Annotated in this window: 26 protein-coding genes; 16 read left to right on the top strand and 10 right to left on the bottom strand. The window is 32.5% G+C overall.

Annotated features, from left to right (window positions below; all coding sequences use genetic code 11):
* Positions 1-228 precede the first annotated feature (228 nt).
* From CHB81_RS24520 to CHB81_RS24505, 4 genes are all read left to right on the top strand, one after another.
* Entirely contained in the window at positions 229-573 is a 345-nt protein-coding gene (locus tag CHB81_RS24520; protein ID WP_089354457.1) for a 2TM domain-containing protein, read from the top strand.
* Positions 574-584: 11 nt separating this feature from the next.
* Complete coding sequence (locus CHB81_RS24515; protein ID WP_089354456.1) at positions 585-1067, top strand: dihydrofolate reductase; 483 nt, start codon at positions 585-587, stop codon at positions 1065-1067.
* 589 nt (positions 1068-1656) lie between these two features.
* Positions 1657-2388, top strand: coding sequence for a bifunctional demethylmenaquinone methyltransferase/2-methoxy-6-polyprenyl-1,4-benzoquinol methylase UbiE (ubiE, locus tag CHB81_RS24510; protein WP_089354455.1), 732 nt, complete (start codon positions 1657-1659; stop codon positions 2386-2388).
* Position 2389: 1 nt separating this feature from the next.
* Entirely contained in the window at positions 2390-3112 is a 723-nt protein-coding gene (locus tag CHB81_RS24505) for a porin family protein (protein WP_089354454.1), read from the top strand.
* Between the two features lie 9 nt (positions 3113-3121).
* On the opposite strand, the gene CHB81_RS24500 is transcribed toward CHB81_RS24505, so the two are convergent.
* Positions 3122-3850, bottom strand: a complete 729-nt coding sequence (locus CHB81_RS24500; protein ID WP_089354453.1) for an RNA methyltransferase — start codon at positions 3848-3850, stop codon at positions 3122-3124.
* Between the two features lie 37 nt (positions 3851-3887).
* Here CHB81_RS24500 and CHB81_RS24495 point away from each other — a divergent pair, with 37 nt between their 5' ends.
* From CHB81_RS24495 to CHB81_RS24480, 4 genes are all read left to right on the top strand, one after another.
* Positions 3888-6443: a BamA/TamA family outer membrane protein gene (locus CHB81_RS24495; protein ID WP_089354452.1), complete on the top strand. Its 2556-nt coding sequence runs from the start codon at positions 3888-3890 to the stop codon at positions 6441-6443.
* 60 nt (positions 6444-6503) lie between these two features.
* Positions 6504-7571, top strand: coding sequence for a class II fructose-bisphosphate aldolase (gene fbaA, locus CHB81_RS24490; protein ID WP_089354451.1), 1068 nt, complete (start codon positions 6504-6506; stop codon positions 7569-7571).
* A 108-nt stretch (positions 7572-7679) separates the two neighbouring features.
* Positions 7680-8534 carry an acetyl-CoA carboxylase, carboxyltransferase subunit beta gene (gene accD / locus CHB81_RS24485; RefSeq protein WP_029271807.1) on the top strand — a complete coding sequence of 285 codons (855 nt, stop codon included), beginning with the start codon at positions 7680-7682 and terminating at the stop codon, positions 8532-8534.
* A gap of 83 nt (positions 8535-8617) precedes the next feature.
* A complete protein-coding gene (locus tag CHB81_RS24480) occupies positions 8618-9256 on the top strand; it encodes a hypothetical protein (RefSeq protein WP_089354450.1) in 639 nt (212 codons plus the stop codon).
* Between the two features lie 303 nt (positions 9257-9559).
* On the opposite strand, the gene CHB81_RS24475 is transcribed toward CHB81_RS24480, so the two are convergent.
* From CHB81_RS24475 to CHB81_RS24465, 3 genes are all read right to left on the bottom strand, one after another.
* Positions 9560-10606 carry an NAD(P)-dependent alcohol dehydrogenase gene (locus CHB81_RS24475; protein WP_089354449.1) on the bottom strand — a complete coding sequence of 349 codons (1047 nt, stop codon included), beginning with the start codon at positions 10604-10606 and terminating at the stop codon, positions 9560-9562.
* 93 nt (positions 10607-10699) lie between these two features.
* Entirely contained in the window at positions 10700-11302 is a 603-nt protein-coding gene (locus CHB81_RS24470) for a GNAT family N-acetyltransferase (RefSeq protein WP_089354448.1), read from the bottom strand.
* 18 nt (positions 11303-11320) lie between these two features.
* Positions 11321-12568, bottom strand: a complete 1248-nt coding sequence (locus CHB81_RS24465) for an ABC transporter permease (protein WP_089354447.1) — start codon at positions 12566-12568, stop codon at positions 11321-11323.
* Between the two features lie 165 nt (positions 12569-12733).
* On the opposite strand from CHB81_RS24465, the gene purH reads away from it, so the two are divergent.
* From purH to rodA, 6 genes are all read left to right on the top strand, one after another.
* The gene (purH, locus tag CHB81_RS24460; protein WP_089354446.1) at positions 12734-14260 is read left to right on the top strand and encodes a bifunctional phosphoribosylaminoimidazolecarboxamide formyltransferase/IMP cyclohydrolase; all 1527 of its coding nucleotides are present in this window, start codon (positions 12734-12736) and stop codon (positions 14258-14260) included.
* Positions 14261-14314: 54 nt separating this feature from the next.
* Positions 14315-15343: a rod shape-determining protein gene (locus CHB81_RS24455; RefSeq protein WP_007804822.1), complete on the top strand. Its 1029-nt coding sequence runs from the start codon at positions 14315-14317 to the stop codon at positions 15341-15343.
* Positions 15344-15453: 110 nt separating this feature from the next.
* Positions 15454-16278: a rod shape-determining protein MreC gene (gene mreC / locus CHB81_RS24450; protein WP_089354445.1), complete on the top strand. Its 825-nt coding sequence runs from the start codon at positions 15454-15456 to the stop codon at positions 16276-16278.
* Positions 16271-16777, top strand: a complete 507-nt coding sequence (locus CHB81_RS24445) for a rod shape-determining protein MreD (protein WP_089354444.1) — start codon at positions 16271-16273, stop codon at positions 16775-16777. The genes mreC and CHB81_RS24445 overlap by 8 nt, the downstream gene beginning before the upstream one ends.
* Complete coding sequence (gene mrdA / locus CHB81_RS24440) at positions 16774-18723, top strand: penicillin-binding protein 2 (protein WP_089354443.1); 1950 nt, start codon at positions 16774-16776, stop codon at positions 18721-18723. Before CHB81_RS24445 ends, mrdA begins: the two co-directional genes overlap by 4 nt.
* A gap of 15 nt (positions 18724-18738) precedes the next feature.
* The gene (gene rodA, locus CHB81_RS24435; protein ID WP_089354442.1) at positions 18739-19974 is read left to right on the top strand and encodes a rod shape-determining protein RodA; all 1236 of its coding nucleotides are present in this window, start codon (positions 18739-18741) and stop codon (positions 19972-19974) included.
* Between the two features lie 245 nt (positions 19975-20219).
* On the opposite strand, the gene CHB81_RS24430 is transcribed toward rodA, so the two are convergent.
* The 6 genes from CHB81_RS24430 to xrtF all read right to left on the bottom strand — a co-directional run bounded on the left by CHB81_RS24430 (position 20220) and on the right by xrtF (position 24954).
* The gene (locus CHB81_RS24430; protein ID WP_089354441.1) at positions 20220-20900 is read right to left on the bottom strand and encodes a DedA family protein; all 681 of its coding nucleotides are present in this window, start codon (positions 20898-20900) and stop codon (positions 20220-20222) included.
* 140 nt (positions 20901-21040) lie between these two features.
* A complete protein-coding gene (locus CHB81_RS24425; RefSeq protein WP_089354440.1) occupies positions 21041-21385 on the bottom strand; it encodes a heavy-metal-associated domain-containing protein in 345 nt (114 codons plus the stop codon).
* 29 nt (positions 21386-21414) lie between these two features.
* The gene (locus CHB81_RS24420; RefSeq protein ID WP_089354439.1) at positions 21415-23421 is read right to left on the bottom strand and encodes a TonB-dependent siderophore receptor; all 2007 of its coding nucleotides are present in this window, start codon (positions 23419-23421) and stop codon (positions 21415-21417) included.
* A 115-nt stretch (positions 23422-23536) separates the two neighbouring features.
* The gene (locus tag CHB81_RS24415; protein WP_089354438.1) at positions 23537-23935 is read right to left on the bottom strand and encodes a hypothetical protein; all 399 of its coding nucleotides are present in this window, start codon (positions 23933-23935) and stop codon (positions 23537-23539) included.
* A gap of 46 nt (positions 23936-23981) precedes the next feature.
* A complete protein-coding gene (locus CHB81_RS24410; protein ID WP_089354437.1) occupies positions 23982-24428 on the bottom strand; it encodes an exosortase F system-associated protein in 447 nt (148 codons plus the stop codon).
* Positions 24418-24954, bottom strand: coding sequence for an exosortase family protein XrtF (xrtF, locus tag CHB81_RS24405; RefSeq protein ID WP_089354436.1), 537 nt, complete (start codon positions 24952-24954; stop codon positions 24418-24420). Before xrtF ends, CHB81_RS24410 begins: the two co-directional genes overlap by 11 nt.
* Positions 24955-25026: 72 nt before the next feature.
* On the opposite strand from xrtF, the gene CHB81_RS24400 reads away from it, so the two are divergent.
* Both CHB81_RS24400 and CHB81_RS24395 read left to right on the top strand, forming a co-directional pair.
* On the top strand, positions 25027-25482 hold the full coding sequence (locus CHB81_RS24400) for a GAF domain-containing protein (RefSeq protein ID WP_089354435.1): 456 nt from the start codon (positions 25027-25029) through the stop codon (positions 25480-25482).
* A 36-nt stretch (positions 25483-25518) separates the two neighbouring features.
* Entirely contained in the window at positions 25519-26463 is a 945-nt protein-coding gene (locus tag CHB81_RS24395) for an energy transducer TonB (protein ID WP_089354434.1), read from the top strand.
* Positions 26464-26579 lie beyond the last annotated feature (116 nt).

Raw genomic sequence — 26579 nt, 5'->3', positions numbered from 1 at the left:
GTTTTTAGATTCATACACTAAATTACATAAATTCAAACGAACTTTCAATACTCACACAAGCGATTTATGATAATATCAAAAATGCACTATTATTTAAATCATATCAATAATTTATGGTCTCATAAATTTTGTATTCTGAATTCGTAACTCATTTTAAGACAAATAATCTCCACTCAAAATATTGTGTTTTCAAAATAAATTCTAACTTTATAATCTCATTTATCTCACATGGAAAAAGAAGTACACGAACAATACGAATATGCCAGAAGAAGACTTAGGCAAAAGAAAGTGCTTTATTTTCATTTTGTGCTTTTTCTATTAGGAAGTTTATTTTTATTTATTGCCAACAGATTTTTTGGTTTTGGCGGCACTACCAATCAAAATTGGTGTATCTGGGCCATAACGATATGGTTTTTTGTCTTTATTCTACACTTTATAAAAGTTTATATTACAGACAGATTTATGAATAAAAAATGGGAGAGAGAACAAATTGACAGACTTGTTGCTTTACAGCAAAAAAGAATTAGTCAATTAGAATCGAGAATAAACGAGGATACCGAAAATAAAATTTAGTTCAGCATACCATGATTATAATGATAGCGGCTGTTGCCGAAAATAATGCCCTTGGAAAGAATAATGAATTAGTTTGGCACTTACCTAATGATTTTAAAAGATTCAAATCACTTACAACCAATCATCATATCATTATGGGTAGAAAAACTTTTGAAAGCTTTCCAAAACCATTACCAAATAGAGTTCATGTAATAATTACACGTCAAACAGATTACAATCCAGAAGGCTGTATTGTTGTAGACAGTATTGAGAAAGCTATTACCGCATGTCCTGAAAATGAAGATTTATACATTATAGGTGGAGGAGAGATTTACAATCTGGGATTGCCTTATGCAGATATTATAGAAATAACAAAAGTACATCACACTTTTGAGGCAGATACTTTCTTTCCTAAAATTAACGAAAACGAATGGCAGCTTGTAGAAACCGAAGAAAACTTTAAAGATGAGAAACATCTTTATGATTATACCTACGAGACATACATCCGAAAATAAAAAAAAACATCCTCTTTTGAAGGATGTTTTTTAAAACGATTGATTTCTAGACAGGACTCATTCAAGAAGTAGTTTTGGAAAAAAAAATCACAAGTGTTTGAAAAAAAAATAAGCACTTGAATAACTGAATAACATTGAATGTTAAATTGAGAACGAATCTCAAAAGAGCCTTTAATAACAAATACCACTAAGATATTAAAGGCAAGAAAATTAAAATTTCCAAAAACAAATTTAATCCTAAGAACGTATTTCGCACTTTCAAAACAGTATTGACCCCAAGAACAATACTTTCAAAACTACTTTCAAGAACAAATGAAACACCAGTGCAAAAAAAGCATTCATTTGATTTGAGTCATTTAATAACTATCAATCATTAAATTTTAATCATTTTTACTTTAGCAAAAGTGGTCATTAAATATACATTCCACAATACCCTGTTTTGGTGATTTTTTCAGAATACCCCATTTTGGTGATACCTTGCGAAATCTTCAATAAGGGTAAAAAATCATTCTTAAAAACATTTGATTTACAAATAAAAAAACTCAATTACAGTTAATCTAGATTGTTTATATTTGCCTAAATAAAAAAAATGTCTGAAAAAATAACTCCATATAAAGACTCTTCTTTAGGCAAGAAAGAGCAGGTTGCCCAAATGTTTGATAACATCTCTGGGAACTACGACAATTTAAATCGCGTAATTTCATTTGGAATCGATGTTAAATGGCGAAAAAAAGTATTAAAAATAGTTTCAGACACGAAACCAAAAATCATTCTTGATATTGCAACAGGAACTGGTGACTTAGCTATTTTAATGTCACAAACTAATGCTGAAAAAATTATTGGTCTGGACATTTCAGCAGGAATGCTTGAAGTAGGAAAAAAGAAAGTTGAAGAAAAAAAACTTTCTAATGTTATTGATTTAGTTTTAGGAGATTCTGAAAACATTCCTTTCGAGGACAACTATTTTGACGCTATAACTGTTGGTTTTGGAGTTCGAAATTTCGAAAATCTTGAAAAAGGTTTTTCTGAAATCTTAAGAGTTTTAAAACCAAATGGTGTTTTTGTAATTTTAGAAACATCAGTACCGGATAAAACACCATACAAACAAGGATATAATTTTTATAGCAAAAACATACTGCCAATTATAGGAAAATTATTCTCTAAAGACAATTCTGCCTACGGTTATTTGTCTGAATCTGCAGCCGCTTTTCCTTATGGAGAAGCTTTAAACAATATTTTGAGAAAAATTGGGTTTATAGATGTTGTAGCTTTACCTCAAACTTTTGGTGTTGCAACCATTTATTCTGCGTCTAAAAAATAGTATGAAAAAAACTGTAATCTTAATTTTATTAGTCTTATTATCCTCAAAAGGATATTCGCAATTTGCTAAAAGTATGTTTAGCAAAGATCCTATTATTAACCTCGAAAACTGGCAAAAACAACGCCTGTATTTTGGATATTATTTAGGATTCAACAGTTTCGATTTTAAAATTGATTATAAAACCCCGGTACCAGATGATATTCAGGTAAAAAAAACGACGGGTTTTAATGTTGGTGTTGTTGCCGATTTAAGATTACAGGAATATATCAATCTGCGCTTTGAGCCAGGTTTGTATTATACAAAACGTGATTTATACTATCCGCACACGCCGGGCGCTTTGGAATCGTTTTATCTACGAGAAGTAAATAGCACCTATATTCATTTTCCTTTACTACTTAAATTCTCTGCTCTGAGGACTGGAAACATTCGCCCTTATTTAGTTGGCGGAATGTCATCTACATTAAACCTATCAAGTAATGCAAAATCAAAAGATGACAATTTTGAAGGAAAGTTTAGAGTAAAACAATGGACCGCAGCCTATGAACTGGGTTTTGGAATTGATTTTTTCTCTGAATACTTTATTTTCTCTCCTTCTATTAGAGGAATGTTTGGTATTACAGATGAATTAATTCGTGATAATCCTGCAAATGGAGCAAGTCCTTGGACCGGAAACATTGATTCGATGAAATCGAGAGCGATTTTAATTAATTTTACTTTCCATTAAAACAAAAAACTAACTATTTCGTTTAAACTCACTAAGAATAATTGCCGTTGCGGTAGCTACATTTAAACTTTCGGTTTTTTGAAGCTCACCAAATCTGGGAATTGTGAGTCGGCTTGTAACTATATTTTCAATCTCTGCCGAAATACCATTGGCTTCATTACCCATAACAATAATTCCGTCTTGAGGTAATTTTGATTGATAAATATTTTCTCCGTCCATAAATGTACCAAACACCGGTAGATTCGTTTGACTTATAAATGTTTTAAGATCGACATAGTTTACGTTTACTCTGGCAATTGACCCCATTGTAGCTTGCACAACTTTAGGATTGTAGATATCAACAGTTTCTTTTGAACAAATAATCTGCTTAATCCCAAACCAATCGCAAAGGCGTAAAATAGTTCCTAAATTTCCAGGATCACGAATGTCGTCTAAAGCTATAATCAAGCCTGAATCTATTATTTTGTTTTCGGCAGGAATTTTGAAGACTGCTAAACAAGAATTTGGAGTCGTCAGGGCACTTATTTTTTTAAGTTCCTGTTCGTTTATAAGTGTTCGTTTTGAAGCCTGAACCGCTTCAAAATCACTTAGAGTCGTGTACAAATGCTCTAATTCAAAATTGGATTGCAACAATTCTTGAATTACTTTTACTCCTTCGGCAAAAAATAATTGATTTGCAAAACGTTGCTTTTTTTGATGTAAACTTGAGATAAGCTTTATTTGGTTTTTACTAACCATAAAATAATGTACTTTTGAATTAAATATTTTAGAACACTTGAAAAAGAATTCCACAAAAATAATAGCATTTATCCTAATAGCAATATTTATTTGCGCTTGTAATGCCGTAAAAAGAGTTCCCGATGGAAAAAACCTTCTTGTAAAAAATAATATTGTTGTAAACGGAAAGAATACAAATGACGAAATTGCCTCAAATCAAATGTATCAAAAACCAAACGGTACTTTATTAGGTTTTAAATTACGTCTTAATCTATACAACCTGGCCAATTTAAATCCGGATTCTACTTATCAGGCAAAGTTCAAGAATAATCCAGGAAAATATGAGCGCCAATCTAAATTGTTATCTGCAAAACAAGTAGATCGCCTTGGGCAATCATTCTTTTACAAAGGTATTCATGAATTCTTAAAAAGCACCGGCGAACCGCCCGTTATTATCGATACTGCAAAAACAAAAAAATCGCTATTACGTTTGAAGTATTATTATTTCAACAATGGTTATTTTAACGTTTCTACAGATTACACTATGGACAGCGTTGCGAGAAAAAAAGCCAAAATAAATTATAATATTACTACCGGCCCTGCTTACACTCTAGATACTATTAAAACCAAAATCATGACTCCGGCATTAGATTCGTTATACAAAACTAATCCTGAAGCACCTCTAATAAAATCTGGAAATCAATATAAAACTTCTGATTTTGAAGATGAAAAAAATCGTATAACTACCTATTTTAGAAATCACGGCGCTTATTACTTTCAGCCAACTTATGTTACTTTTGACATTGATACCATTGGTAAAAAAAACAAAGCCGATGTCACTTTAATAGTAAACAACAATAATATTCAGGAAAGAGATTCAAGCAGAACAGAACCGTTTAAATTGTATAAAATTAGCGACGTAAACATTTACACGGATTATTCGGCAGCAAATGCAAAAACTAAAATTACAGACAGTACAACCTACAACAACTTTAACTTATACAGTTATAAAAAGCTAAAATACAAACCGCGTGCTATTACGGATGCTGTTTTTATCAATAAAGGAAGTACTTTCTCTGACACGAGAACTACTCTTTCGTCAAGATATTTAAACAACTTGAAAATCTTTAATTATCCTTCGATTCAATACGAAGTTGATAAACGCGACTCAACGGCACAATCCTTAATTGCAAATGTTTATTTGACGCCGAGAAAAAAATATAGCTTTGGAGCCACTTTTGACGTAACACATTCTAATATTCAGGATTTTGGTATTGGAGCAAGTATTTCCGAAACTATTCGAAATGTTTTTAACAGAGCCGAGACTCTGGAAATTTCTACACGTTTAAATCTGGGTTCCTCTAAAGATATGGCGAATCCGAATAATAATTTCTTTAACGTTTCAGAATATGGTGTAGACTTAAAACTGAATTTCCCAAGAATCTTAATGCCTTTTGGAACCGAGAAAATTATCCCGAAAAGGATGATTCCGTCCACGAGTGTATCTGCAGGTTTTTCCAAGCAAAGAAACATCGGATTGGATAAAGAAAATTTCACAGGCGGTATTGCTTACAACTGGTCTCCGAAAAGAAACAATACTGCAAAACTGGAATTGCTAAATGCGCAATTTGTTCGAAACTTAAATCCGAATAATTATTTTAATGTCTATACTTCTTCTTACAACGAATTAAATGGTATTGCCAATCAATATAACACTGATCCAAAAAATATTGATGACAACGGAAACCTAATTATATCCTCAGGAACAAATACATTCACCAGACAAGTACTAACCGATCAGACAGTATTGAGACCTGGAGACCCCCAATATAAGGATGTAGAAAGTATTGAAGAAAGAAGAATTCGTTTGACCGAAAATGACTTTATTCTGGCGACAAGTTATACGTTTACCAAAACCACTAAAAAAGATCTGGCCGACAATACTTTCTATCAATTTAAAACAAAAATAGAATCTGCAGGTACTTTATTATCCGCTATTTCGAATATTGCAAACTTACCGAAGAATGCAAATGGCAACTACGAAATATTCAACTTAGCATATTCAGAGTACATAAAAACAGAGTTCGATTATATCAAACACTGGGATTTTGGAAAAGAAAAGGTATTAGCGGTAAGAAGCTTTTTTGGAATTGCGATTCCTTTTGGAAATTCAAATTACATTCCGTTTTCACGAAGTTACTATTCGGGAGGTTCAAATGATAACCGTGCATGGCAACCTTATTCATTAGGTCCGGGAAGTACAAATGCTGTAAACGACTTTAATGAGGCAAATATGAAGATTGCAATGAGTGCCGAACTTCGATTTAAAGTTTTTGGAGATGTTAAAGGAGCCATCTTTGCAGACGCAGGAAATATCTGGAATGTGCTCGATAATGTAATTGATGAGAAAGCAAAATTTGACAGCGTAAACGATTTAGCTGATATTGCTTTGGGTACAGGATTCGGTTTACGTTACGATTTAAGCTTTTTTGTTATTCGTTTAGATTTAGGCTTTAAGACCTATAATCCAGCACATGACAAAGGAGATCGTTGGTTTAAAGAATACAATTTTGGGCACTGTGTTGTAAATTTTGGAATAAATTATCCTTTCTAATGCTAATTAATTCTTATTTTTGCAACCTAAAAACTAAAAACAACTATAAAAAAAATTACAATGGCACACAATATTAAACCGGGAGTAGCTACAGGAGATCAAGTTCAGGAGATTTTTAATTATGCAAAAGAAAAAGGATTTGCTTTACCTGCAGTAAACGTTACCGGGTCTAGCACAATCAATGGAGTTCTTGAAACTGCAGCAAAACTAAATGCGCCAGTTATCATTCAATTTTCAAACGGAGGAGCACAATTTAACGCTGGAAAAGGATTATCAAATGCAGGTGAAAAATCAGCAATCGCTGGTGGAATCGCTGGAGCAAAACATATTCATGCATTGGCAGAAGCTTATGGAGCTACTGTAATTTTGCACACTGACCACTGTGCAAAAAAATTATTACCTTGGATTGATGGCTTATTAGATGCTTCTGAAAAACATTTTGCAGAAACAGGAAAACCATTATTTAGTTCTCACATGATCGATTTATCTGAAGAACCAATCGAAGAAAACATCGAGATCTGTAAAGAATATTTGGCTAGAATGAGCAAAATGGGAATGACATTAGAAATCGAACTTGGTATTACAGGTGGTGAAGAAGATGGTGTTGACAACTCTGATGTTGATAGCTCAAAATTATATACTCAACCAGAAGAAGTAGCTTATGCTTACGAAGAATTATCTAAAGTGAGCCCTAAATTTACAATTGCAGCTGCTTTTGGAAACGTTCACGGTGTTTACAAACCTGGAAACGTAAAATTAACTCCAAAAATCTTAAAAAATTCTCAGGATTTCGTTCAAAACAAATTCAACACTGGACATAACCCGGTAGATTTCGTTTTCCACGGAGGTTCAGGTTCTACACTTGAAGAAATCAGAGAAGGAATTAGCTACGGAGTTATCAAAATGAACATTGATACAGATTTACAATTTGCATACACAGAAGGAATTCGTGATTATATGGTTAAAAACATTGACTATTTAAAAACTCAAATTGGTAATCCAGAAGGTGCTGATGCTCCTAACAAAAAATATTATGACCCAAGAAGATGGGTACGTGAAAGCGAAGTGACATTCAATACAAGACTTGAGCAAGCTTTTGCAGACTTGAATAACGTAAATACACTTTAAATTTTAGATTTCTGAATTTAGATTCCGGACTTCTAAAAAGCCTGGAATTTAAATTTTGAATCAGATTGAAAATCTAAACTTTAAAATCTACATTCTAAATTAAAAAAAATGGCTTGGTTTAAAAGACACGAAAAAGGGATTACGACTGCTACTGAAGATAAGATGGACGTTCCGAAAGGATTGTGGTACAAATCTCCTACTGGAAAAATTATTGACGCCGACGAATTAGCCAGAAACTTATTTGTTAGTCCTGAAGATGATTTTCACGTTCGAATTGGAAGCGCAACCTATTTTGAAATTTTATTCGACAATAATGAATTTGTTGAATTGGATAAAAACATGACATCAAAAGATCCTTTGCATTTTGTTGATACAAAAAAATATGCAGAAAGATTGAAAGATGTAATGGAGAAAACTCACTTAAAGGACGCTGTGCGTACAGGAGTGGGAAAATCTAAAGGAAAAGAACTTGTAATCTGCTGTATGGATTTTGCCTTTATTGGTGGATCTATGGGAGCTGTTGTTGGAGAAAAAATTGCCAGAGGTATTGATCACGCGATCAAAAACAAATTGCCTTTTGTAATGATCTCTAAATCTGGTGGGGCTCGTATGATGGAAGCTGCTTATTCTTTAATGCAATTAGCAAAAACATCTGTAAAATTAGCTCAGTTGGCTGAAGCTAAATTACCATACATTTCACTTTGTACTGATCCAACAACTGGAGGAACAACTGCATCATATGCAATGTTAGGAGATATTAATATTTCTGAGCCAGGAGCTTTGATTGGTTTTGCCGGACCTCGTGTTGTTCGTGACACAACTGGTAAAGATTTACCGGAAGGTTTCCAAACTGCTGAGTTTCTTTTAGAGCACGGTTTCCTTGACTTTATCACGCCAAGAAAAGAATTAAAAGACAAGATTAACTTGTATATCGATTTGATTCAAAATAATACAATTAGATAGTTTTAAAACTTCTTAATATATAAAATCTCATCCGCTTAATTGCAGGTGAGATTTTTTTATATCTTTATTTTAAATCTTAATTTATGAAAAGAGTTTTTCTTGGTTTTGCAATTTGTTTGTTTCTTTTGAATTGTGCTAAGAAAGAAGAAAAGGTTATTGCAAAAAACAAACCTTATATTATTTCTCAAGAAAATAAAGGAAAAATTACAAACAATGACACTATTCCTCCATCGCCTCCTATACCTGGCTGGCTAGTCTACGGAACAAATACTTTTATCATCAACACTGATTCTACAGCATATTACTTTCAAAATAAAGGAATAGGATTCATATGCGGAACACCAAATGCTGACACTATCCCTTATTTTATAAATTTACAACCCAAAGATTTAATTGAAATTTCAAATAAAAACCTCTATGAATTTATAAAATTAAATTATAAAGATGACTTTCGAAATGCAACTTTTATTGCATCAGAATCTGACACTTTAAAATCGAAGATGTTCTTTGATTTGCATAAATCCTTAAAATATTTTATAAGAGATCGCGATTTCTGTGTTATAAGAAGAACAACTCAAGAAGAAGACGCTGTTTTGAAATATAAAAGAAACAACGAATCTTATTATTCTTCGGAAGACATAAAATGGGACAAAACAAAAATTAAATTCCCGGAACAAATTAAATTCATAAAACCTCCAATTCAAATTAAAACAAAAACCTAAAAACATATTGATATAAAAAAAATCCCAAGAAATATTTTCTTGGGATTTTTTTTATATCTGTTATTCTGAAATTATAATCTCAAAAAGTCGCAGAGACGCAAAGTTTTTATTAGCAAACATAACGTTCGTCATTACTAGAAGCCAAGTAGCCACACTACATTGATTCAGCAAATGAGATTGCTTCCTTCCTAGCAAAGAACAAGCTTTGCGATAAACAGTTTAAATCCGTTTTATCCATCGGTAAAGAACTCATTAAATACAAAGTCTTAAACTCAATAAAATAAAACCTCTGCACCTTTGAACCTACTTCAAAGAAGCCATATCAATAACAAAACGATATTTCACATCACTTTTATTCATACGATCGTAAGCTTCGTTAATATATGACATATCGATAATTTCAACATCTGATGTAATATTATGTTCGGCACAGTAATCTAACATTTCTTGTGTTTCTTTAATTCCACCTATTAAACTTCCCATGATGCTTCTTCTTTTCATGATTAAAGTAAAAACCGGAATTTCGGCAGGCGCTGGCGGAGCTCCAACAACAATCATTGTTCCGTTAGTTTTTAATAAATTCAGATAAGCATTATGATCGTGTTTTGCAGAAACAGTATTTAGAATAAAATCGAAACTATTAGCTAAAGATTCCATTGTTTCAGGATTTGAAGTTAGAGCAAATTTATGCGCTCCTAATTTTTTAGCATCACCTTCTTTAGATGGAGAATGGCTCAACATAGTAACCTCGGCACCAAAAGAAACCGCAAATTTAACTGCCATGTGCCCTAACCCCCCAAGACCTAAAACACCAACTTTATGCCCCTTACCTACTTTTAAATAACGTAGTGGAGAGTATGTTGTAATTCCGGCGCACAATAGTGGTGCTACTCCTTTTATATCCAACTTTTCAGAAACATGAAGCGTATAACTTTCATCAACAATAATACTTGTTGAATATCCCCCACGGGTTGGAATATTTGTTCCTCTTTCAACACTATTGTAAGTACCTGTCATTCCTTCATCACAAAATTGCTCCTCGCCTGACTGACAACTTGGACAAACTCTGCATGAATCAACAAAGCAACCCACTCCGGCAAGTTCTCCAACTTTAAATTTAGAAACTTCACTACCAACTGCAACAATTCGACCAACAATTTCGTGTCCCGGAACCAATGGATAATTTACCGGCCCCCAATCTCCTTTTGCAGTATGAATATCTGAATGGCAAACGCCACTATATAAAATTTCGATTTGAACTTGATGAGCACCAACTTCCTTTCTCTCAAACGTGTACGGTTTTAACGGATTTACAGCATCATAGGCTGCATAAGCTTTTACTGGTATCATATTATCGTATTTTTAATTTAGGGTACTAAAATTACGACAAAATTTCTCAATAAAAGGAATCTAAAAGTTGTAAAAAGAATAATTAAGGGTTAATCATCTCTTATTGTTAATTTGAGCCAATAGATCTTGTTTTACACGACTCCATTCTTCATCCAAAATACTGTAATAAGCTGCATTTCTGGCCAAACCATCATTCTGAATTTTATCTTTTCGTAAAATACCTTCAAAGACACCTCCAATTTTTTCTATTGCTTTACGCGAACGCAAATTGGTATCTTTAGTTTTAAGTTGAACTCTATTTGCGTTCAGCTCTTCAAAACAAAAATGAAGCAATAAAAATTTACTTTCTAAATTTACAACTGTTCCCCAAAAATCTTTAATAATCCACGTCCAACCAATTTCTATTTTTTTATCATTTGGATATATCTCAAATAATCTTGTAGATCCAATTATTCTTTGGGTTTCTTTATGTAAAATTACAAATGGATATTGGTTTCCTTTTTCTCTTTCGCTTAAAGCGAAATTATAAGTAATATCAAAAACTTCCCTTCTAGAACAATCAGTAGGAATAAGCTCCCAAAGTTCTTTATCTGATGCAGCTCTATATAATTCCTCAAAATGATTTTGATCTAAAGGAATCAAATCAACAATTTCTCCTTTTAGGATTGTTGGATGCTTTATCCAATTTAAATTCATAACAATTTATAATCTAATTTACATTCCCGTTCTAATAGCTTCAACAGGATCTAAATTCGCGGCAGAAATTGCAGGTAAAATCCCTGAAATTAATCCAATAAGTGCGGCTAATCCGGTTCCTAAAAGTATATTTCCCATGCTCAGAACAAATTCAAAATCGAGAGCTTTTGTTAGAATAACCGAAATGCCCCAAACCATCAATAATCCAATTATTCCTCCAATAACAGAAAGAATAATGGCTTCAAATAAAAACTGAAATAAGATAAAACGGTTTTTAGCTCCTAATGATTTTTGAATTCCAATTAAGTTGGTTCGTTCTTTTACCGAAACAAACATAATATTAGCAATTCCAAATCCTCCAACTAAAAGAGAAAATCCACTGATAATCCATCCCACAACATTCATCTGTCCCAGGATTCCGTCGATAAAATCGGTAAATCCGGAAAGTACATTCACAAAGAAATTATCTATTTCTCCCGCTTTCATTCCGCGGATTGCTCTTAATTTTTGGGCAACTTCGGCTTTATAAGCGTCCATATCGATTCCTTTTACAGGTTTTAGTACAATTACCGGAGTCATTGCATCACTGTCGCCATACATTCGGCGTAAAAAATTTGCCGGAAAATAAACTGAAGTATCATTACTATCTCCAAAAAAACCCGCTCCTTGTTTTACCATTACGCCAATAACCGTGAAGCGTTGTCCGTAGAGACGAATGTTTTTCCCGATAGGGTCACTTTCGCCAAAAAGTCCGTTGGCAATATCATATCCCAAAACAATTACCGGTGTTCCTGAATTTGATTCAGATTCATTGTAAAATCGCCCTTTTTCGAAACTTAATCCGTCAATATCAACCATTTCAAATGAAGAAGGAATCATATTTACATCGGCAACGGTTTTCGAATCATACTTTAAACTTTCATGATTTACGAATAATTGATACCCCACCTGCTCTGTATTATTAAGTGAATTTTTTAGAGCTATATACTCGTCATACTTTACATTTGGAAATTGCTCTCTCTTCCATTGTGGAATTTCTGATGGTCCGAAGCAAAATTTCATCAAATAAATCGTATTTTTATCTAAGCTACTCAAATCTTTGGAAATTTTTCGATCTAAAGAATCAACCGCAGCCAAAACAGCAATAATTGAAAAGATCCCAATAGTTACACCTAACAAAGACAATAAAGTACGTAATTTATTATTTCGCAAAGCGTTTATAGCAAAACTTAAACTTTCTTTTAATAATCTTAGATAAACAAGCATATTTTCGTATTTTTCAATAAAGTAAAATTCAATAATTTAAATTCAAAAACCTAATAAAAGTTAACTTACTCATCAGTAGTTTTTTTTAGCATAATGTTACATTAATTTTCTTTAAAATAATATTTAAAAAAACTACTTTTGCAGTCTGAAAATCATAACTACACAATGAGCACAACTAAAACAATACAATCGGCATTAATATCTGTTTTTTCAAAGGATGGATTAGAGCCAATCGTTAGAAAATTACACGAACAAAATGTTACACTTTACTCCACTGGAGGAACTGAAGATTTCATCAAAAATCTTGGAATTCCTGTAGTTCCGGTTGAAGATATTACTTCATTTCCTGAAATTCTTGGCGGAAGAGTAAAAACTTTACACCCGAAAATTTTTGGCGGAATTTTAAACCGTCAGGATAACGAAAGTGATGTTCAACAAATGAAGGAATTTGATATTCCTCAAATTGATTTGGTAATTGTTGATTTGTATCCGTTTGAAAAAACTGTTGCTTCTGGTGCAAGCGAACAAGATATTATCGAAAAAATTGACATTGGTGGAATTTCATTGATTCGTGCCGGTGCAAAAAACTTCAAAGACACTGTAATTGTGGCTTCGGTTAATGAATATAGCCTGCTTCTTGATTTGATTACAAAGCAAAATGGAGCTACAACTCTTGAGAACAGAAGATTGTTTGCTACAAAAGCATTCCATGTTTCATCTCACTATGATGGTGCAATTTTTAATTATTTCAATACTGACGAGACTATTTACAAAGAAAGTATTGCAGATGGTCAGGTTTTAAGATACGGGGAAAACCCACATCAAAAAGGATTCTTCTTTGGAGATTTTGATGCAATGTTCAAAAAAGTTCACGGAAAAGAATTATCATACAACAACTTGTTAGACGTTGATGCAGCTGTAAACCTGATCAATGAGTTTAAAACTGACGGACCAACGTTTGCAATTTTAAAACATAATAATGCTTGTGGTTTAGCTTCAAGAAAAACAATTAGCGAAGCTTATTTAGCAGCTTTGGCTTGTGATCCTACATCTGCTTTTGGTGGAGTTTTGATTGCAAATACCAAAATTGATTTAGCTACAGCTCAGGAAATCAACAAATTATTCTGCGAAGTAGTAATTGCTCCAAGTTATGATGACGAGGCGATTGCAGTTTTACAAGAAAAGAAAAACAGAATCATATTAGTTCAAAATCAAGTTGAATTACCTTCAAGACAAGTTAGAACATGTCTTAATGGTTTGTTAATTCAGGACAGAAATAATATTACAGATACTAAAGAGCATTTAAAGACCGTTACTATTACTGAGCCTACTGCTTCAGAAATAGAAGATTTAATATTTGCTTCAAAAATTTGTAAAAACACAAAATCAAATACGATTGTTTTTGCAAAAAACGGAACACTAATTTCGTCAGGTACAGGTCAGACGTCAAGAGTCGATGCTTTAATGCAGGCTGTTGATAAAGCAAAAGCTTTTGGATTTGATTTAACAGGCGCTTCGATGGCGAGTGATGCATTTTTCCCATTTCCGGATTGTGTAGAATTAGCCAAAAAAGCAGGAATAACAGCTGTAATTCAGCCAGGAGGCTCAATAAAAGACGAATTAAGCATAAATTATTGCAACGAAAATAATCTTGCAATGGTATTTACCGGAACGCGTCATTTTAAACATTAATTTGTTTAACTTTGTTCAAAATAATTTATAACATTTTAAACCCCTAAAAAACTTATGGGATTTTTTGATTTCATGACCGAGGATATTGCGATAGACCTTGGTACCGCAAACACTTTAATCATACACAATGATAAAGTCGTTATTGATAGTCCGTCGATCGTTGCACGTGATAGAATATCAGGCAAAATCATTGCTGTTGGTAAGGAAGCCAATATGATGCAAGGTAAAACGCATGAAAACATAAAGACGATAAGGCCCTTGAAAGATGGTGTAATTGCCGATTTTGATGCTTCTGAAAAGATGATCAATATGTTCATCAAAAGTATTCCTGCGTTGAAAAAAAGAATGTTTACTCCAGCTTTAAGAATGGTAGTATGTATTCCGTCTGGTATTACTGAGGTTGAAATGAGAGCTGTAAAAGAATCTTGTGAAAGAGTAAACGGAAAAGAAGTTTACCTGATTCATGAGCCTATGGCTGCAGCAATTGGTATTGGTATTGACATTATGCAACCAAAAGGAAACATGATCGTTGATATTGGAGGTGGTACAACTGAAATTGCAGTTATTGCACTTGGTGGTATTGTATGTGACAAATCTGTAAAAATTGCGGGTGACGTATTTACAAATGATATTGTTTACTACATGCGTACACAACACAACCTTTTTGTTGGAGAAAGTACAGCTGAAAAAATAAAAATTCAAATTGGTGCTGCTATCGAAGATTTAGATGGACCGCCAGAAGATATGTCAGTTCAAGGTAGAGATTTACTTACTGGTAAACCAAAACAAGTTGATGTTTCTTACCGTGAAATTGCAAAAGCATTAGACAAATCAATTCAACGTATTGAAGATGCTGTAATGGAAACGTTATCTCAAACTCCTCCTGAATTAGCAGCAGATATCTACAATACTGGTATTTATTTAGCCGGTGGTGGATCTATGCTTAGAGGTCTTGACAAACGTATTTCGCAAAAAACAGATTTACCAGTTTACATTGCTGAAGATCCGTTAAGAGCTGTAGTTCGTGGAACTGGAATGGCACTTAAAAATATTGCAAAATTTAAAAGTATCTTAATTAAATAAGATTCAAAATAACAATCAATATATCTTTATAAGAGTTGAATTAATTGAATTTGACTCTTATAAAATTTGAAACGAAAAGCATATCCTGAAACAAAATAACCAAACAAGAAATGCAGCAAATTTTTAATTTCATTATAAGAAACAGTAATCGATTGCTGTTTTTGCTGCTTTTAGGTATTTCGTTGACTCTCACAATTCAATCGCATTCCTACCATAGAAGCAAAGTAATTAGTTCTGCCAACTTTTTGAGCGGAGGCGTTTACGAAAGAATCAATCGTATTAACGAATATTTGAATCTAAAAACTGAAAATGACGAGCTTGTACTTGAAAATGCAAGATTGAAAAGTTTACTATTCAATAAAGAAGACACTACAAAACTACCTTTGGCAGATAGCATAAAAGGAGTAAAACCTGCCGATATAGTTGTATCTAAAGTAATTCACAACTCCTACAACAGATACGAAAACTTTATTACATTAAATTCAGGAGCAAGAGACGGTGTTAAACCTGATATGGGTGTAATTAACAGTTTAGGTATAATTGGTATAATTGACGATACTTCGCCAAGATACTCTACAGTAGTAAGTATTTTGAATATGAAGTCACAAATCAATGCCAAAATCAAAAAATCAAATCACTTTGGTTCTTTAACCTGGGATGGAAAAAGCACCGGATTTGCACAATTAAGAGATGTTCCAAGACTGGCTTCTATCAGAAAAGGAGACACTATTGTAACTGGTGGCCAATCTGTTATTTTCCCTGAGGGAATTAACATTGGAACCGTTGACAAAATATTTATTGAAAAGAACACAAGTTATTATGTTATAAATGTTAAGTTGTTTAACGATATGACAAACTTGGGACATGTTTATATTATCAAGAGTAAGGATAGAGAAGAACTTATTAATTTAGAAAACAAGGAAAAAAATGAATAGCGCTTTGTTAGTCAATATTTTTCGATTTATTATGTTACTAACAATTCAGATTGTTATTTTCAATAATATGAATTTTTTAGGGTACATAAGTCCCTTCCCATACATCTTATACATTATTTTGTATCCGGTAAACAGCAATAGAACAGGTTTAATCATCTCTAGCTTTTTACTTGGATTAACAATGGATTTGTTTTGTAACTCTGGCGGAATACATGCTACTGCCTGTGTAATCTTAGCCTATTACAGACCTTATATTTTTAAATTCTCATTTGGATTAAGCTACGAATATCAAACCATCAGATTAAACGAGTCATTAACACCGGAGCGATTTTCATTTATTTTAGTATCTGTAGTATTGCATCACATCGTACTATTTACCCTTGAAGCTTTTCAATTTAAGTTTATCTGGGATATTTTACTCCGAACATTGTTTAGCTCTATATTTACAATAATTACTTCAATCATAATAATTTATCTTATTAAGCCCAATAAAAGATGAGAAAAGTCCTGCTGCCCTCTTTAATTATTATTGCAGCATCTTTGCTAGTGATCAGGATATTTTATTTGCAAATTGTTGATGATTCCTTCAAATTAAAATCAGAAAATAATGCGATCAAGAAGAAGTATGATTATCCTGAAAGGGGCTATATTTATGATCGACATGGTAAATTATTAGTTGCTAATCAAGCTTCATACGATATAATGGTTATTCCGAGGGACATCAAAGAAAACCTTAATATCCCTGAATTCTGTGCTTTACTAAACATAACAAGAGAAGAATACGACAAACGAATTGCAAAAGCAAAAGTCTATAGTCCACGACTTCCGTCTGTATTTTTGGCACAATTAAACAAAAATGAATTTGCAGCTTTTCAGGAAAAAATCAGAAAATATGAAGGTTTTTATTTCCAAAAAAGATCACTTCGTGATTACGAAGTAGATTACGGTGCCAATATTTTTGGTTTCATTACTCAGGTAACCGAAGGACTAATTGCAAAAAACCCATATTACAATAGTGGGGATTTAATTGGACAACAAGGTGTTGAACAAAGCTACGAAGAAATTTTACGCGGTATAAAAGGTGTAAAATATATTCAAAAAGACAAATACAATCGTGAAATAGGCTCCTATAAAGAGGGCAAATACGATACTATCGCCGTTGCCGGAGAAGACATTAATCTAACGATTGATGCTGAACTTCAAAAATATGGTGAAGAATTAATGATTAATAAAAGAGGTGGAATTGTTGCTATTGAACCTAAATCCGGTGAGATTTTAGCCTTAGTTACCGCTCCATCTTACGATCCCGGAATTTTAGTTGGAAGACAAAAATCTAAAAACTACACTCTTTTATACCATGATTCTATAGCAAAACCTTTATACGACAGAGGACTTTTAGCAGAATATCCTCCAGGATCTCCATTTAAAATCCTGACTGGTTTAGTAGCATTGCAAGAAGGCGTTATCAACGAGCAAACTACTTTTATGTGTCATCATGGATTTAGTTATGGTAGAGGTCGTTTTATGAAATGTCACGGTTTTGGTCCGCACCAATTACACAATGGGATTTACAATTCTTGTAACACCTATTTTGCACAATCGTACATGCTAACTATCAACAAATATAAAGATCCGGCAAAAGCTGTAGATGTTTGGAGTGATCACGTGAAAAGTTTTGGATTAGGTCAATTTATGGGTTATGATCTACCAATAGGTAAAAGAGGAAATATTCCAACATCTAAAACTTATAAAAAAATATATCCTAACGGAGGCTGGAGAAGTACAACAATTGTATCGAATGCGATTGGTCAGGGAGAAGTTTTAATGACTCCAATTCAGTTAGCCAATATGATGGCAACAGTAGCCAATCAAGGTTATTATTATACACCTCATATCATTAAGAAGATTAAAGGCGAAAAAATTGATCCTAAGTTTACCACAAAACACGTTACTACAATTGATCAAAAATATTTCCCTCCGGTTATAAGTGGTCTGTTTGACGTGTACAACAAAGGAACAGCTTATGCGCTTCGAGTAGAAGGTATTGATATTTGCGGAAAAACAGGTACTGCTGAAAACTTTGCAAAAATTGGAGGTGTTAGAACAAAACTAAAAGATCACTCTATTTTTGTGGCTTTTGCACCAAAAGACAATCCAAAAATAGCTATCGCAGTTATGATCGAGAATGGAGGTTTTGGAGCTACAGTAGCCGGACCTATTGCAAGTTTGATGATCGAAAAATATTTAAGAAAGAAAATCACAAGAAACGATTTAGAAATACGAGTTCTTAATAAAAGTCTTGCGAGTGAATATGCAAAATTAGGAGGAATGAGCGACGCCAGCGCAATCGAATCTACTCCAAAGGATTCTGTCATGAGAGCTAAAATCGTAAAACAAAAAGTAGAAATTAAAACCATCCCTTCAGACACCACTAAGGAAAACTAACAAAGATTATTTCAAATGAAAAATCAAAGTGTAAAAAATAACATTGACTGGATAAGCGTTCTTATCTACATTTCGTTGGTGACATTAGGGTGGCTAAATATTTATTCATCATCATTATTATCGACTGAAGGAACCTACCAAAAACAATTAATTTTTATAGGTTGTACAATTCCTTTAATTTTTGTCGTACTTTTTGTTGACGGAAAATTCTATGAAAAATATGCCAGTATAATTTTTGGAGTTTCTTTGTTATCATTAGCAGGATTATTTCTATTTGGGAAAACTATTGCCGGACAAAGATGTTGGTATGCTATTGGAAGCTTTACTTTACAGCCCTCTGAGTTTGCAAAAGCCGCCACATCATTAGCATTAGCTAAATATTTAAGTGATACTCAAATAAATCTAAAAGAAACAAACAGGCAAATTCAGGCTTTGGCTATTGTTTTTTTACCTGTATTATTAATTTTACCTCAGCCGGATCCCGGGAGCGCCTTAATCTATAGTATATTTATCATTGTACTATACAGAGAAGGATTACCATCTTGGTACGTTTGGACTGGTTTTATCACCATTCTTTTATTTGTATTAACTCTTGTTTTAGAACCCTACGCAGTTATTTTAATAGCCTTTGGAGTATTAGCAATTATACATTTTAAAGGCAGGGCTGTCGATAGAAACATTATTTTAAGTGGTATTTTACTAGCTATTATTTCGGCCTTTGTATTATCTGTAGATTATGTTTTTGATCACATTTTTAAACAACACCACCGTGACCGTTTTAATATCTTACTAGGAAAAACGGTCGATATGAAAGGTATTGGATACAATACCAATCAATCGGAAATTGCTATTGGATCAGGAGGCTGGATTGGAAAAGGTTTCTTAGAAGGAACACAAACCAAAGGAGGATTCGTTCCTGAACAACATACTGACTATATCTTTACAACCGTTGGTGAAGAATGGGGATTTGTAGGCTCGTTAGTTGTGATCGTACTTTTTGTTGGTCTATTTTTAAGGGTAATTTATTTGGCCGAAAGACAGAAAACAAAATTCAGCAGAGTTTATGGTTACTGTGTTGCAGGGATTTTATTTACACACTTTTTTGTAAACATTGCAATGGTTATTGGAATTTTCCCAACAATTGGAGTTCCTTTACCGTTCTTTTCCTATGGAGGTTCAGGACTTTGGGGATTCACTATTTTGCTGTTTATCTTCTTAAAAATGGATGCAAACAAAGTAAATGAATGGTAGACTTTTGAAAAATTAAATTTCATTTTTTTAAATTCCAAATTCGAACTTTAGAAACAAATTCTAACCATAACAGAATATTCTGCTCAGACTAAAAGCCCCTTCTAAAGCTTCTTATAAGCTCAAATAACGATTAATTCTACATAGTTTAAAGGAATTATTATCAAGAATCATAATCTCAATTTTCAAGCATAAAAAAGTCCGAAGTTCTAAACTTCGGACTTTTTTATTTATTTTAATATCTCAATTTATATATTCTCACTTGGTCTTTTCTTTAAGAGCTTTACTAAAACCGGGAACGTAGAAATGATTACAATTATAATAATGATATATTCAATATGCTCTTTTAAATCTATTCCTTGCTTTAGAAATACTCCATACAAATAATGTCCTGAAAAGATCAATACAAAAGACCATAAAAATGAACTTAGAATATTATAGAACATAAATTTCTTCTTATCCATAGAAACTATACCTGCAATAATTGGGGCGAAGGTTCTGAAAATTGGCAAGAAACGCGCATAGATAATCGCTTTACCACCATATTTTTCAAAAAAATCTTTAGATTGTAATAAGTACTTCTTTTTAAACCAGAATGTGTCTTCTTTTTTAAACAAATAATACCCACTTTTAGCACCAAACCAATAACCTGTCATATTACCCAAAACTCCCATTATAGCAACCAGAGTAGAAAGTATAAATACGTTTAGAAAATCAGCTGGTATATCAACAACATTCTGAATTAAATCACGGCTATAAATACCTGCTAAAAAAAGCAAACTGTCTCCAGGGAGAAAAAAACCTGCAAAAAGTCCTGTTTCAGCAAAAACAATAAACAAAACAATAAATAAACCAATTTGAAAACCACCGATACTTAGTGTAATATAAAATTCAGGGTTAATTAATTGAGTCCAATCAAAATTATTCATAAACGCGTTTGGTTATATTTATAAGTTCGTGAAAGTAACAATAATTTAGTTTAGCCACAATAAAATACGATATTTTAAAGATAAATTAACTATTAAAAAAGCCCAAGTTATCCTTGGGCTCTCTCTATTATTCGTTACGATTATTCTTCTCGTACGTATTTACAACAAGAATGCAAATTATCATAATCGGCTTCTGTTGCCTTAACTTCTTTAGTATCATGCCCAACTTTTGCAATTGCTTTATTTAAATCGGCAGGCGACGATTTTTCTTCATTTAAAATTACCGTTAATTCGTGCGAACCTATATCCCAACTTGCAGACTTAACACCCGGAACTCCAAACGCTGCTTTTTCGATACGTTTTTTGCATTGCTCGCAATTACCATTTACTTCTGTCGTGTATTTTAAATTCTTGTTTTTCTTAGTTTGAGCTTGCGCAGAAAATCCTAAAAAAGTTACTAATGCAATTAAAACTATATTTTTCATTTTGTCTATTATTAAAGTTTATAAATTTATTATTTTATTTTAAATCGTAATCCTGCGTAATACATTTGTCCAAAAATTGGCGCATATGCAACAGAAGCATCAAAATTAGGTCCAAATGGATCTTCGGCACCTAAAATTGCTTTCTGTTGTTTGTAGTTTCCAATGTTTTCACCTCCCACATATACTTCAAAAACTGGAGAAAGTACTCTTGTAACCTGCATGTTCATAACAGCATAAGCTGGTGAAAAATCAGGAAACTGATCCTCTACGGGATTTGATGCTGTGTAAGGCAATTGTTGTTTTCCAGACCAATTAAAAGTATAATCAAACTTCCATTGTCTTCCATTGTTCAATTGGGTTTCATACTCCAAATTTCCTAAAAAACGATGTTTTGCCTGCAACGGACGCTGAAAAGTTCCTCTCAAATAATCAGTTTGGATATCGTAATATTTATAGGCAGTTCTCAAATTTAAATTATGAATTAACTCATAATTGAACTCAAACTGAAAACTATTTGCAAAAGAACTTCCTTTTAGATTATAAAATAAAACTTCTTGCGGACTCTGCATCAAATCGACAACTGCCTGATTTTGAAAATCGGTTCTATAGAAATCAAACCCAGCTTCGGCATTTTTATTAAACAATTTAAATTTCTGAGAAAAACTAATACCATAATTCCAGGCAATTTCAGGATTTAAACCATAAATTTTCCCACTATGATCTAAAATTGAAAATGTTCTTGAACTTGCAAAAAGCTGTTGATTCTCGGCAAAAATATTAGCCGAACGTTTTCCTCTTCCGGCAGAAAAACGAATAACCCCATCTTTCCACGGATTGTATCTCATATGCAAACGAGGTGTAACAAAAAAACCTAGTCGGTTATGATTATCTACCCTTCCTCCAAGAATTAAACTAAAATTATCTGTGTTATCATATGTATATTCAAAGAATGCCCCAACGGAGTTATCGATTCTGCTAAAATCATTTACGTTCACAAATTCCTGATATTGATCGTAAGTAAAGTTTAAACCAGTCGAGAACTTGTGCATGGTGTTGTTGATAATCGAATTGAAAATTAAATTCGAATAAAAACTATTTTGCTTAATATCATATAAATTCAATCCAAAATAAGAATTTTGATTATGACTATTAAAAGCATTCTGAAAACCAATACTTTGATATGGCATGTCTTTAAAAACATAGCCAATTTTTGTAGAAACATCAAAACGTTCTGTATTTATTTCTGAACCCCAGTGATTTGTAGTTCCTCGATCTCTGTCTTTATCAAAATCAACTTCTCCGGTTTGTTTTTTATCATTCATATATCTGAAATTGATAAAACTCACCAAACCACTTTCTGCATTATAATATTGATAGCGGTTTAAAACGTTGATTTGTTTTCCTAACGGATTATCCAGAAAACCGTCGTCGTTCATATCGTTTTTTGCGACACGTGCATTTCCGTGAACGAACAAACTTGTCGCCCATTTATCAGATAGTTTTTTATTGAAATGCGTGTTTACCTCAAATCTGGCATCAGTAGAACCGTAGACATTCAAAAAGAATGGAATATCGTTTAATGGTTTTAAAAGTTCTGTGTTTATTTGTCCCGAAATACTTTCGTAACCGTTAATTACACTTCCGGCGCCTTTTGTAATCTGAACACTTTCGATCCATGTTCCGGGCGTAAATGACAATCCGTAAGCCTGAGAAGCTCCGCGTACTGATGGGATATTCTCCTCGGTAATCATCAAATACGGACTTGTAAGCCCCAACATTTTTATTTGTTTTGTCCCTGTTAAAGCATCCGAAAAATTCACATCTATTGATGGATTGGTTTCAAAACTTTCAGCCAAATTACAACATGCCGCTTTCAGCAGTTCTTTACTTGTAATTACAGATGTATTTGAGGTAAGTGTATAGGATTTTTTTATTCCTTTTTGCTTCTTTGTGATTTTAACTTCCTCTAAATCTTCTTGCGAAAAAGCAGCTATAGAAAATAAAATCATACAAAAAAGCATGATATTTTTTTGCATAAAAAATGATTTTAATGTTAATTAGAAAAACTGCTTTATAGAAATTCTCCTTAAGTGAAAAATAACTAAACAGCATAGCTCAAGCCAATAAACAGCTTGATTCTAAACATTAAAATCAGGAATAAAAAATGTATTGATTGTATAATTTAAATAAAGGCGGTGCATTCGCATCTGCGTAATACGATGTGATTTGATTGCTTTTGAAATTCGGAATTGACACAAAAACGATTGGTTTGTATTCCTGAATTACCGCTGGAAAAGCTAATTGAAAAAAGAAAATCTTAAATGTAGCATTGTCCGATTTTTTTTCGAAATGAACTACTTTGTCTTTACAACAAGATGATTTTTTTTCGGATCCTCCGCAACATTTCTTTTCAGGAGCTGCAGAAGCTGTAGTATTTAATGAAACAGAAGCTATTTCGCCTCCACAATAATGCACATCAAAAGCAAACCCGATGTTGGAAACCAACAATAGGAGCGCTAAAAATAATCCTGTGCACTTTTTTACATTCATACTGCAAAATTACCTAAAAAAGACCAAAGAAAGATTTAATGAAATGTTATTTTTTAAGATTTTGCTGCTGATAATAAAATGCAGGAATAAATAACAATACAAATATGGGCTGAATAATAAATCGTCTTACATAAAAAAGCAGCCAGCTTGCATTTGAAAAGTATTCAATAATTACATAAAACATCACAAATAGAAGCAATAGAAAAAAGCCATACATAAATGTAGTGAATTTCAGAATTTCGACATCCGGAAACAAGGCATAAATTAATACTAAAGACAAGACCGTATTTAGAATGTACCGCAGAAAAAGACCCAAGAAAAGCTTAAACTGATTAACTTCAGGAAAAGGTAAATTTTTAAAACCTTCTTTAAAGTAATCCAAAAAAGGATCATAAAACAACTGATCTTCAAATGCTCTGATAACACCAAAACAAAATACAACCAAAATCGCAATCAGAATTGTGAATTTGTGTTCTTTAAGATTATCTAGCATATTTTGAAAATTTATTAATCCAGACAACCCATAAACCGAATACCATTCCGTATATCATTAGAGGAAAAAAAACTCCATGTAGAAAATGAGCGTACTCAGGAAAACTATATATTAAAACGACTAATAAAGCAATTCGAACAACGTTACAAATATAAATCAGCACAATTCCAAGTAAGATAAAAAGTGATGTTGGTTTGAATTTTCCGGAGAAAGCAACAACAAACGAAACAAACAAAATCATAACGCTAACAGCATTACAGCCTTCGATGATTCGTGTCATATATTTTTGATTGTACCAGACATCCATCCACGAGTTCGATAAACTCTTGCTCACTATAAAATCAGCATTGAACAATTGCATTAATTGTTCCACATTTCGACTTACGATTTTTGTAATTCCGTCAACGTCATTTATTTCAAAACCATCCAAATAAAACTTATATATAAAGGTAAGCGTAATATAAGTAGCAAAAAAAGTACTTATAAAAATCAGAAAAGGTTTGAACTGTATTAAATATTTTCTCAACGGGATTTTTTTTTCAAATTTATGTATTTTTTGAGTTTAGCTTTAAATACTTTTGTATAAAATTTTTATATCATGACATTTCAAGAATTACAACCAAAAATAAGTGCTATTGTAGCTGACACTAATACTCTTAGAGACGAAAAACTATTAGCCATTTGCCAATTATTAAATGCAAATGTAGAATATTATAATTGGGTTGGCTTTTATTTTGCCAATCACGAAAACAAAACCTTACACTTAGGCCCTTATGTTGGCGCAGAAACAGATCATACTGTTATTCCATTTGGAAAAGGAATTTGTGGACAAGTTGCTGAAAGCAATGCAAATTTTGTGGTGCCTGATGTTGCTGCTCAGGACAATTATATTGCCTGCAGTTTTACTGTGAAATCTGAAATCGTTGTTCCTTTATTTGTAAACGGAGTAAATATTGGGCAAATTGACATTGACAGTCACGTAATTGATCCTTTTACCGAAGCTGACGAAAGATTTTTAGAATTTGTAAATCAAGAAGTTGCTAAATTGTACTAAAAAAATCACCATCCTACAACTTTTCCGAATCAATTTATGAAAAATTACTCACTAATTACATTCTTGTTCTTTATTCCTATTTTACTTTTTTCTCAAAAATCAACAGATAAAACGGTTTATTTTGATTCAATTTGGAAAGAAACAACAAAAGAAAATTATGAATATTACAGAATCATAAAAGACTATTATACAGAAAAAGATTCTTATAAGATTTATGATTACTATAAATCTGGCGTTCTACAAATGAAAGGAACTTCAAAAACGAATGATGGTAACAGCAAAGAAGGTGAATATACTTTTTACTATGCAAATGGAAATAAAAAAAGTCTTCAAAATTATTACAAATCAAGAGTAAAAGGAAAGTTTATGGAATGGTACGAAAATGGGAATCCAAAATTAGAAGGTGAATACATAGACTCTGAAAAAGGTTTTAATTCTGATTTTAAAACGTACCAATATTGGAATTCTAAAAATGAACATCTCGTAATTGATGGTAATGGTAATTATGAAGAAATTGACGAAAATCTAACCGTTACAGGAAAAGTAAAAAACGGATTTAAAGATGGAGTTTGGAGTGGCAAAGATAAAAAAACAAATTATCAATATACCGATATCTACAAAAGAGGAGAATTTATTTCAGGCAAAAACATAGATTCTTCAGGAGTCGAGCATACTTATGATGTTTTAGAATTAAGAGCAATGCCTAAAAAAGGGATTCAGGATTTCTATAATTATGTTGGGCAAAATTTCACAAAAACTAAGGCAGCTTTTGAAAATAAAATAAGCGGAAAACTGTTTGTTACCTTTATTATAGATAAAGATGGTAAAATTGTCGAGCCAAAAGTCGTTAAATCATTAGGATACGGACTTGATGAAGAAGCGATAAGGGTAATCACAAGTTATGAAAATTGGATTCCGGGTCAACAAAGAGGTGTAAATGTTCGTGTACTATATTCTATACCTATAACAGTTCATTTATAAAAGCTTTTGAAACTTGATTGTTGTCTCGTCCTAAAAAAACGACACTGATTATTAGATAAAAATAATTAATTAAACAGTTGCAAGAACGTTCTTGCAACTGTTTTTGTTTTTATAGG

Source organism: Flavobacterium sp. ov086 (assembly GCF_900187965.1).
In the GTDB taxonomy this organism is placed as follows: domain Bacteria; phylum Bacteroidota; class Bacteroidia; order Flavobacteriales; family Flavobacteriaceae; genus Flavobacterium.
This window is presented reverse-complemented; position numbering and strand designations above follow the sequence as displayed.

Excerpts from the sequence above, each read along its gene's own strand:
- CHB81_RS24520 (WP_089354457.1), top strand. The coding sequence starts at position 229 with ATGGAAAAAGAAGTACACGAACAATACGAATATGCCAGAAGAAGACTT.
- CHB81_RS24515 (WP_089354456.1), top strand. The coding sequence starts at position 585 with ATGATTATAATGATAGCGGCTGTTGCCGAAAATAATGCCCTTGGAAAG.
- ubiE (WP_089354455.1), top strand. The coding sequence starts at position 1,657 with ATGTCTGAAAAAATAACTCCATATAAAGACTCTTCTTTAGGCAAGAAA.
- CHB81_RS24505 (WP_089354454.1), top strand. The coding sequence starts at position 2,390 with ATGAAAAAAACTGTAATCTTAATTTTATTAGTCTTATTATCCTCAAAA.
- CHB81_RS24500 (WP_089354453.1), bottom strand. The coding sequence starts at position 3,850 with ATGGTTAGTAAAAACCAAATAAAGCTTATCTCAAGTTTACATCAAAAA.
- fbaA (WP_089354451.1), top strand. The coding sequence starts at position 6,504 with ATGGCACACAATATTAAACCGGGAGTAGCTACAGGAGATCAAGTTCAG.
- accD (WP_029271807.1), top strand. The coding sequence starts at position 7,680 with ATGGCTTGGTTTAAAAGACACGAAAAAGGGATTACGACTGCTACTGAA.
- CHB81_RS24480 (WP_089354450.1), top strand. The coding sequence starts at position 8,618 with ATGAAAAGAGTTTTTCTTGGTTTTGCAATTTGTTTGTTTCTTTTGAAT.
- CHB81_RS24475 (WP_089354449.1), bottom strand. The coding sequence starts at position 10,606 with ATGATACCAGTAAAAGCTTATGCAGCCTATGATGCTGTAAATCCGTTA.
- CHB81_RS24470 (WP_089354448.1), bottom strand. The coding sequence starts at position 11,302 with ATGAATTTAAATTGGATAAAGCATCCAACAATCCTAAAAGGAGAAATT.
- CHB81_RS24465 (WP_089354447.1), bottom strand. The coding sequence starts at position 12,568 with ATGCTTGTTTATCTAAGATTATTAAAAGAAAGTTTAAGTTTTGCTATA.
- purH (WP_089354446.1), top strand. The coding sequence starts at position 12,734 with ATGAGCACAACTAAAACAATACAATCGGCATTAATATCTGTTTTTTCA.
- CHB81_RS24455 (WP_007804822.1), top strand. The coding sequence starts at position 14,315 with ATGGGATTTTTTGATTTCATGACCGAGGATATTGCGATAGACCTTGGT.
- mreC (WP_089354445.1), top strand. The coding sequence starts at position 15,454 with ATGCAGCAAATTTTTAATTTCATTATAAGAAACAGTAATCGATTGCTG.
- CHB81_RS24445 (WP_089354444.1), top strand. The coding sequence starts at position 16,271 with ATGAATAGCGCTTTGTTAGTCAATATTTTTCGATTTATTATGTTACTA.
- mrdA (WP_089354443.1), top strand. The coding sequence starts at position 16,774 with ATGAGAAAAGTCCTGCTGCCCTCTTTAATTATTATTGCAGCATCTTTG.
- rodA (WP_089354442.1), top strand. The coding sequence starts at position 18,739 with ATGAAAAATCAAAGTGTAAAAAATAACATTGACTGGATAAGCGTTCTT.
- CHB81_RS24430 (WP_089354441.1), bottom strand. The coding sequence starts at position 20,900 with ATGAATAATTTTGATTGGACTCAATTAATTAACCCTGAATTTTATATT.
- CHB81_RS24425 (WP_089354440.1), bottom strand. The coding sequence starts at position 21,385 with ATGAAAAATATAGTTTTAATTGCATTAGTAACTTTTTTAGGATTTTCT.
- CHB81_RS24420 (WP_089354439.1), bottom strand. The coding sequence starts at position 23,421 with ATGCAAAAAAATATCATGCTTTTTTGTATGATTTTATTTTCTATAGCT.
- CHB81_RS24415 (WP_089354438.1), bottom strand. The coding sequence starts at position 23,935 with ATGAATGTAAAAAAGTGCACAGGATTATTTTTAGCGCTCCTATTGTTG.
- CHB81_RS24410 (WP_089354437.1), bottom strand. The coding sequence starts at position 24,428 with ATGCTAGATAATCTTAAAGAACACAAATTCACAATTCTGATTGCGATT.
- CHB81_RS24400 (WP_089354435.1), top strand. The coding sequence starts at position 25,027 with ATGACATTTCAAGAATTACAACCAAAAATAAGTGCTATTGTAGCTGAC.
- CHB81_RS24395 (WP_089354434.1), top strand. The coding sequence starts at position 25,519 with ATGAAAAATTACTCACTAATTACATTCTTGTTCTTTATTCCTATTTTA.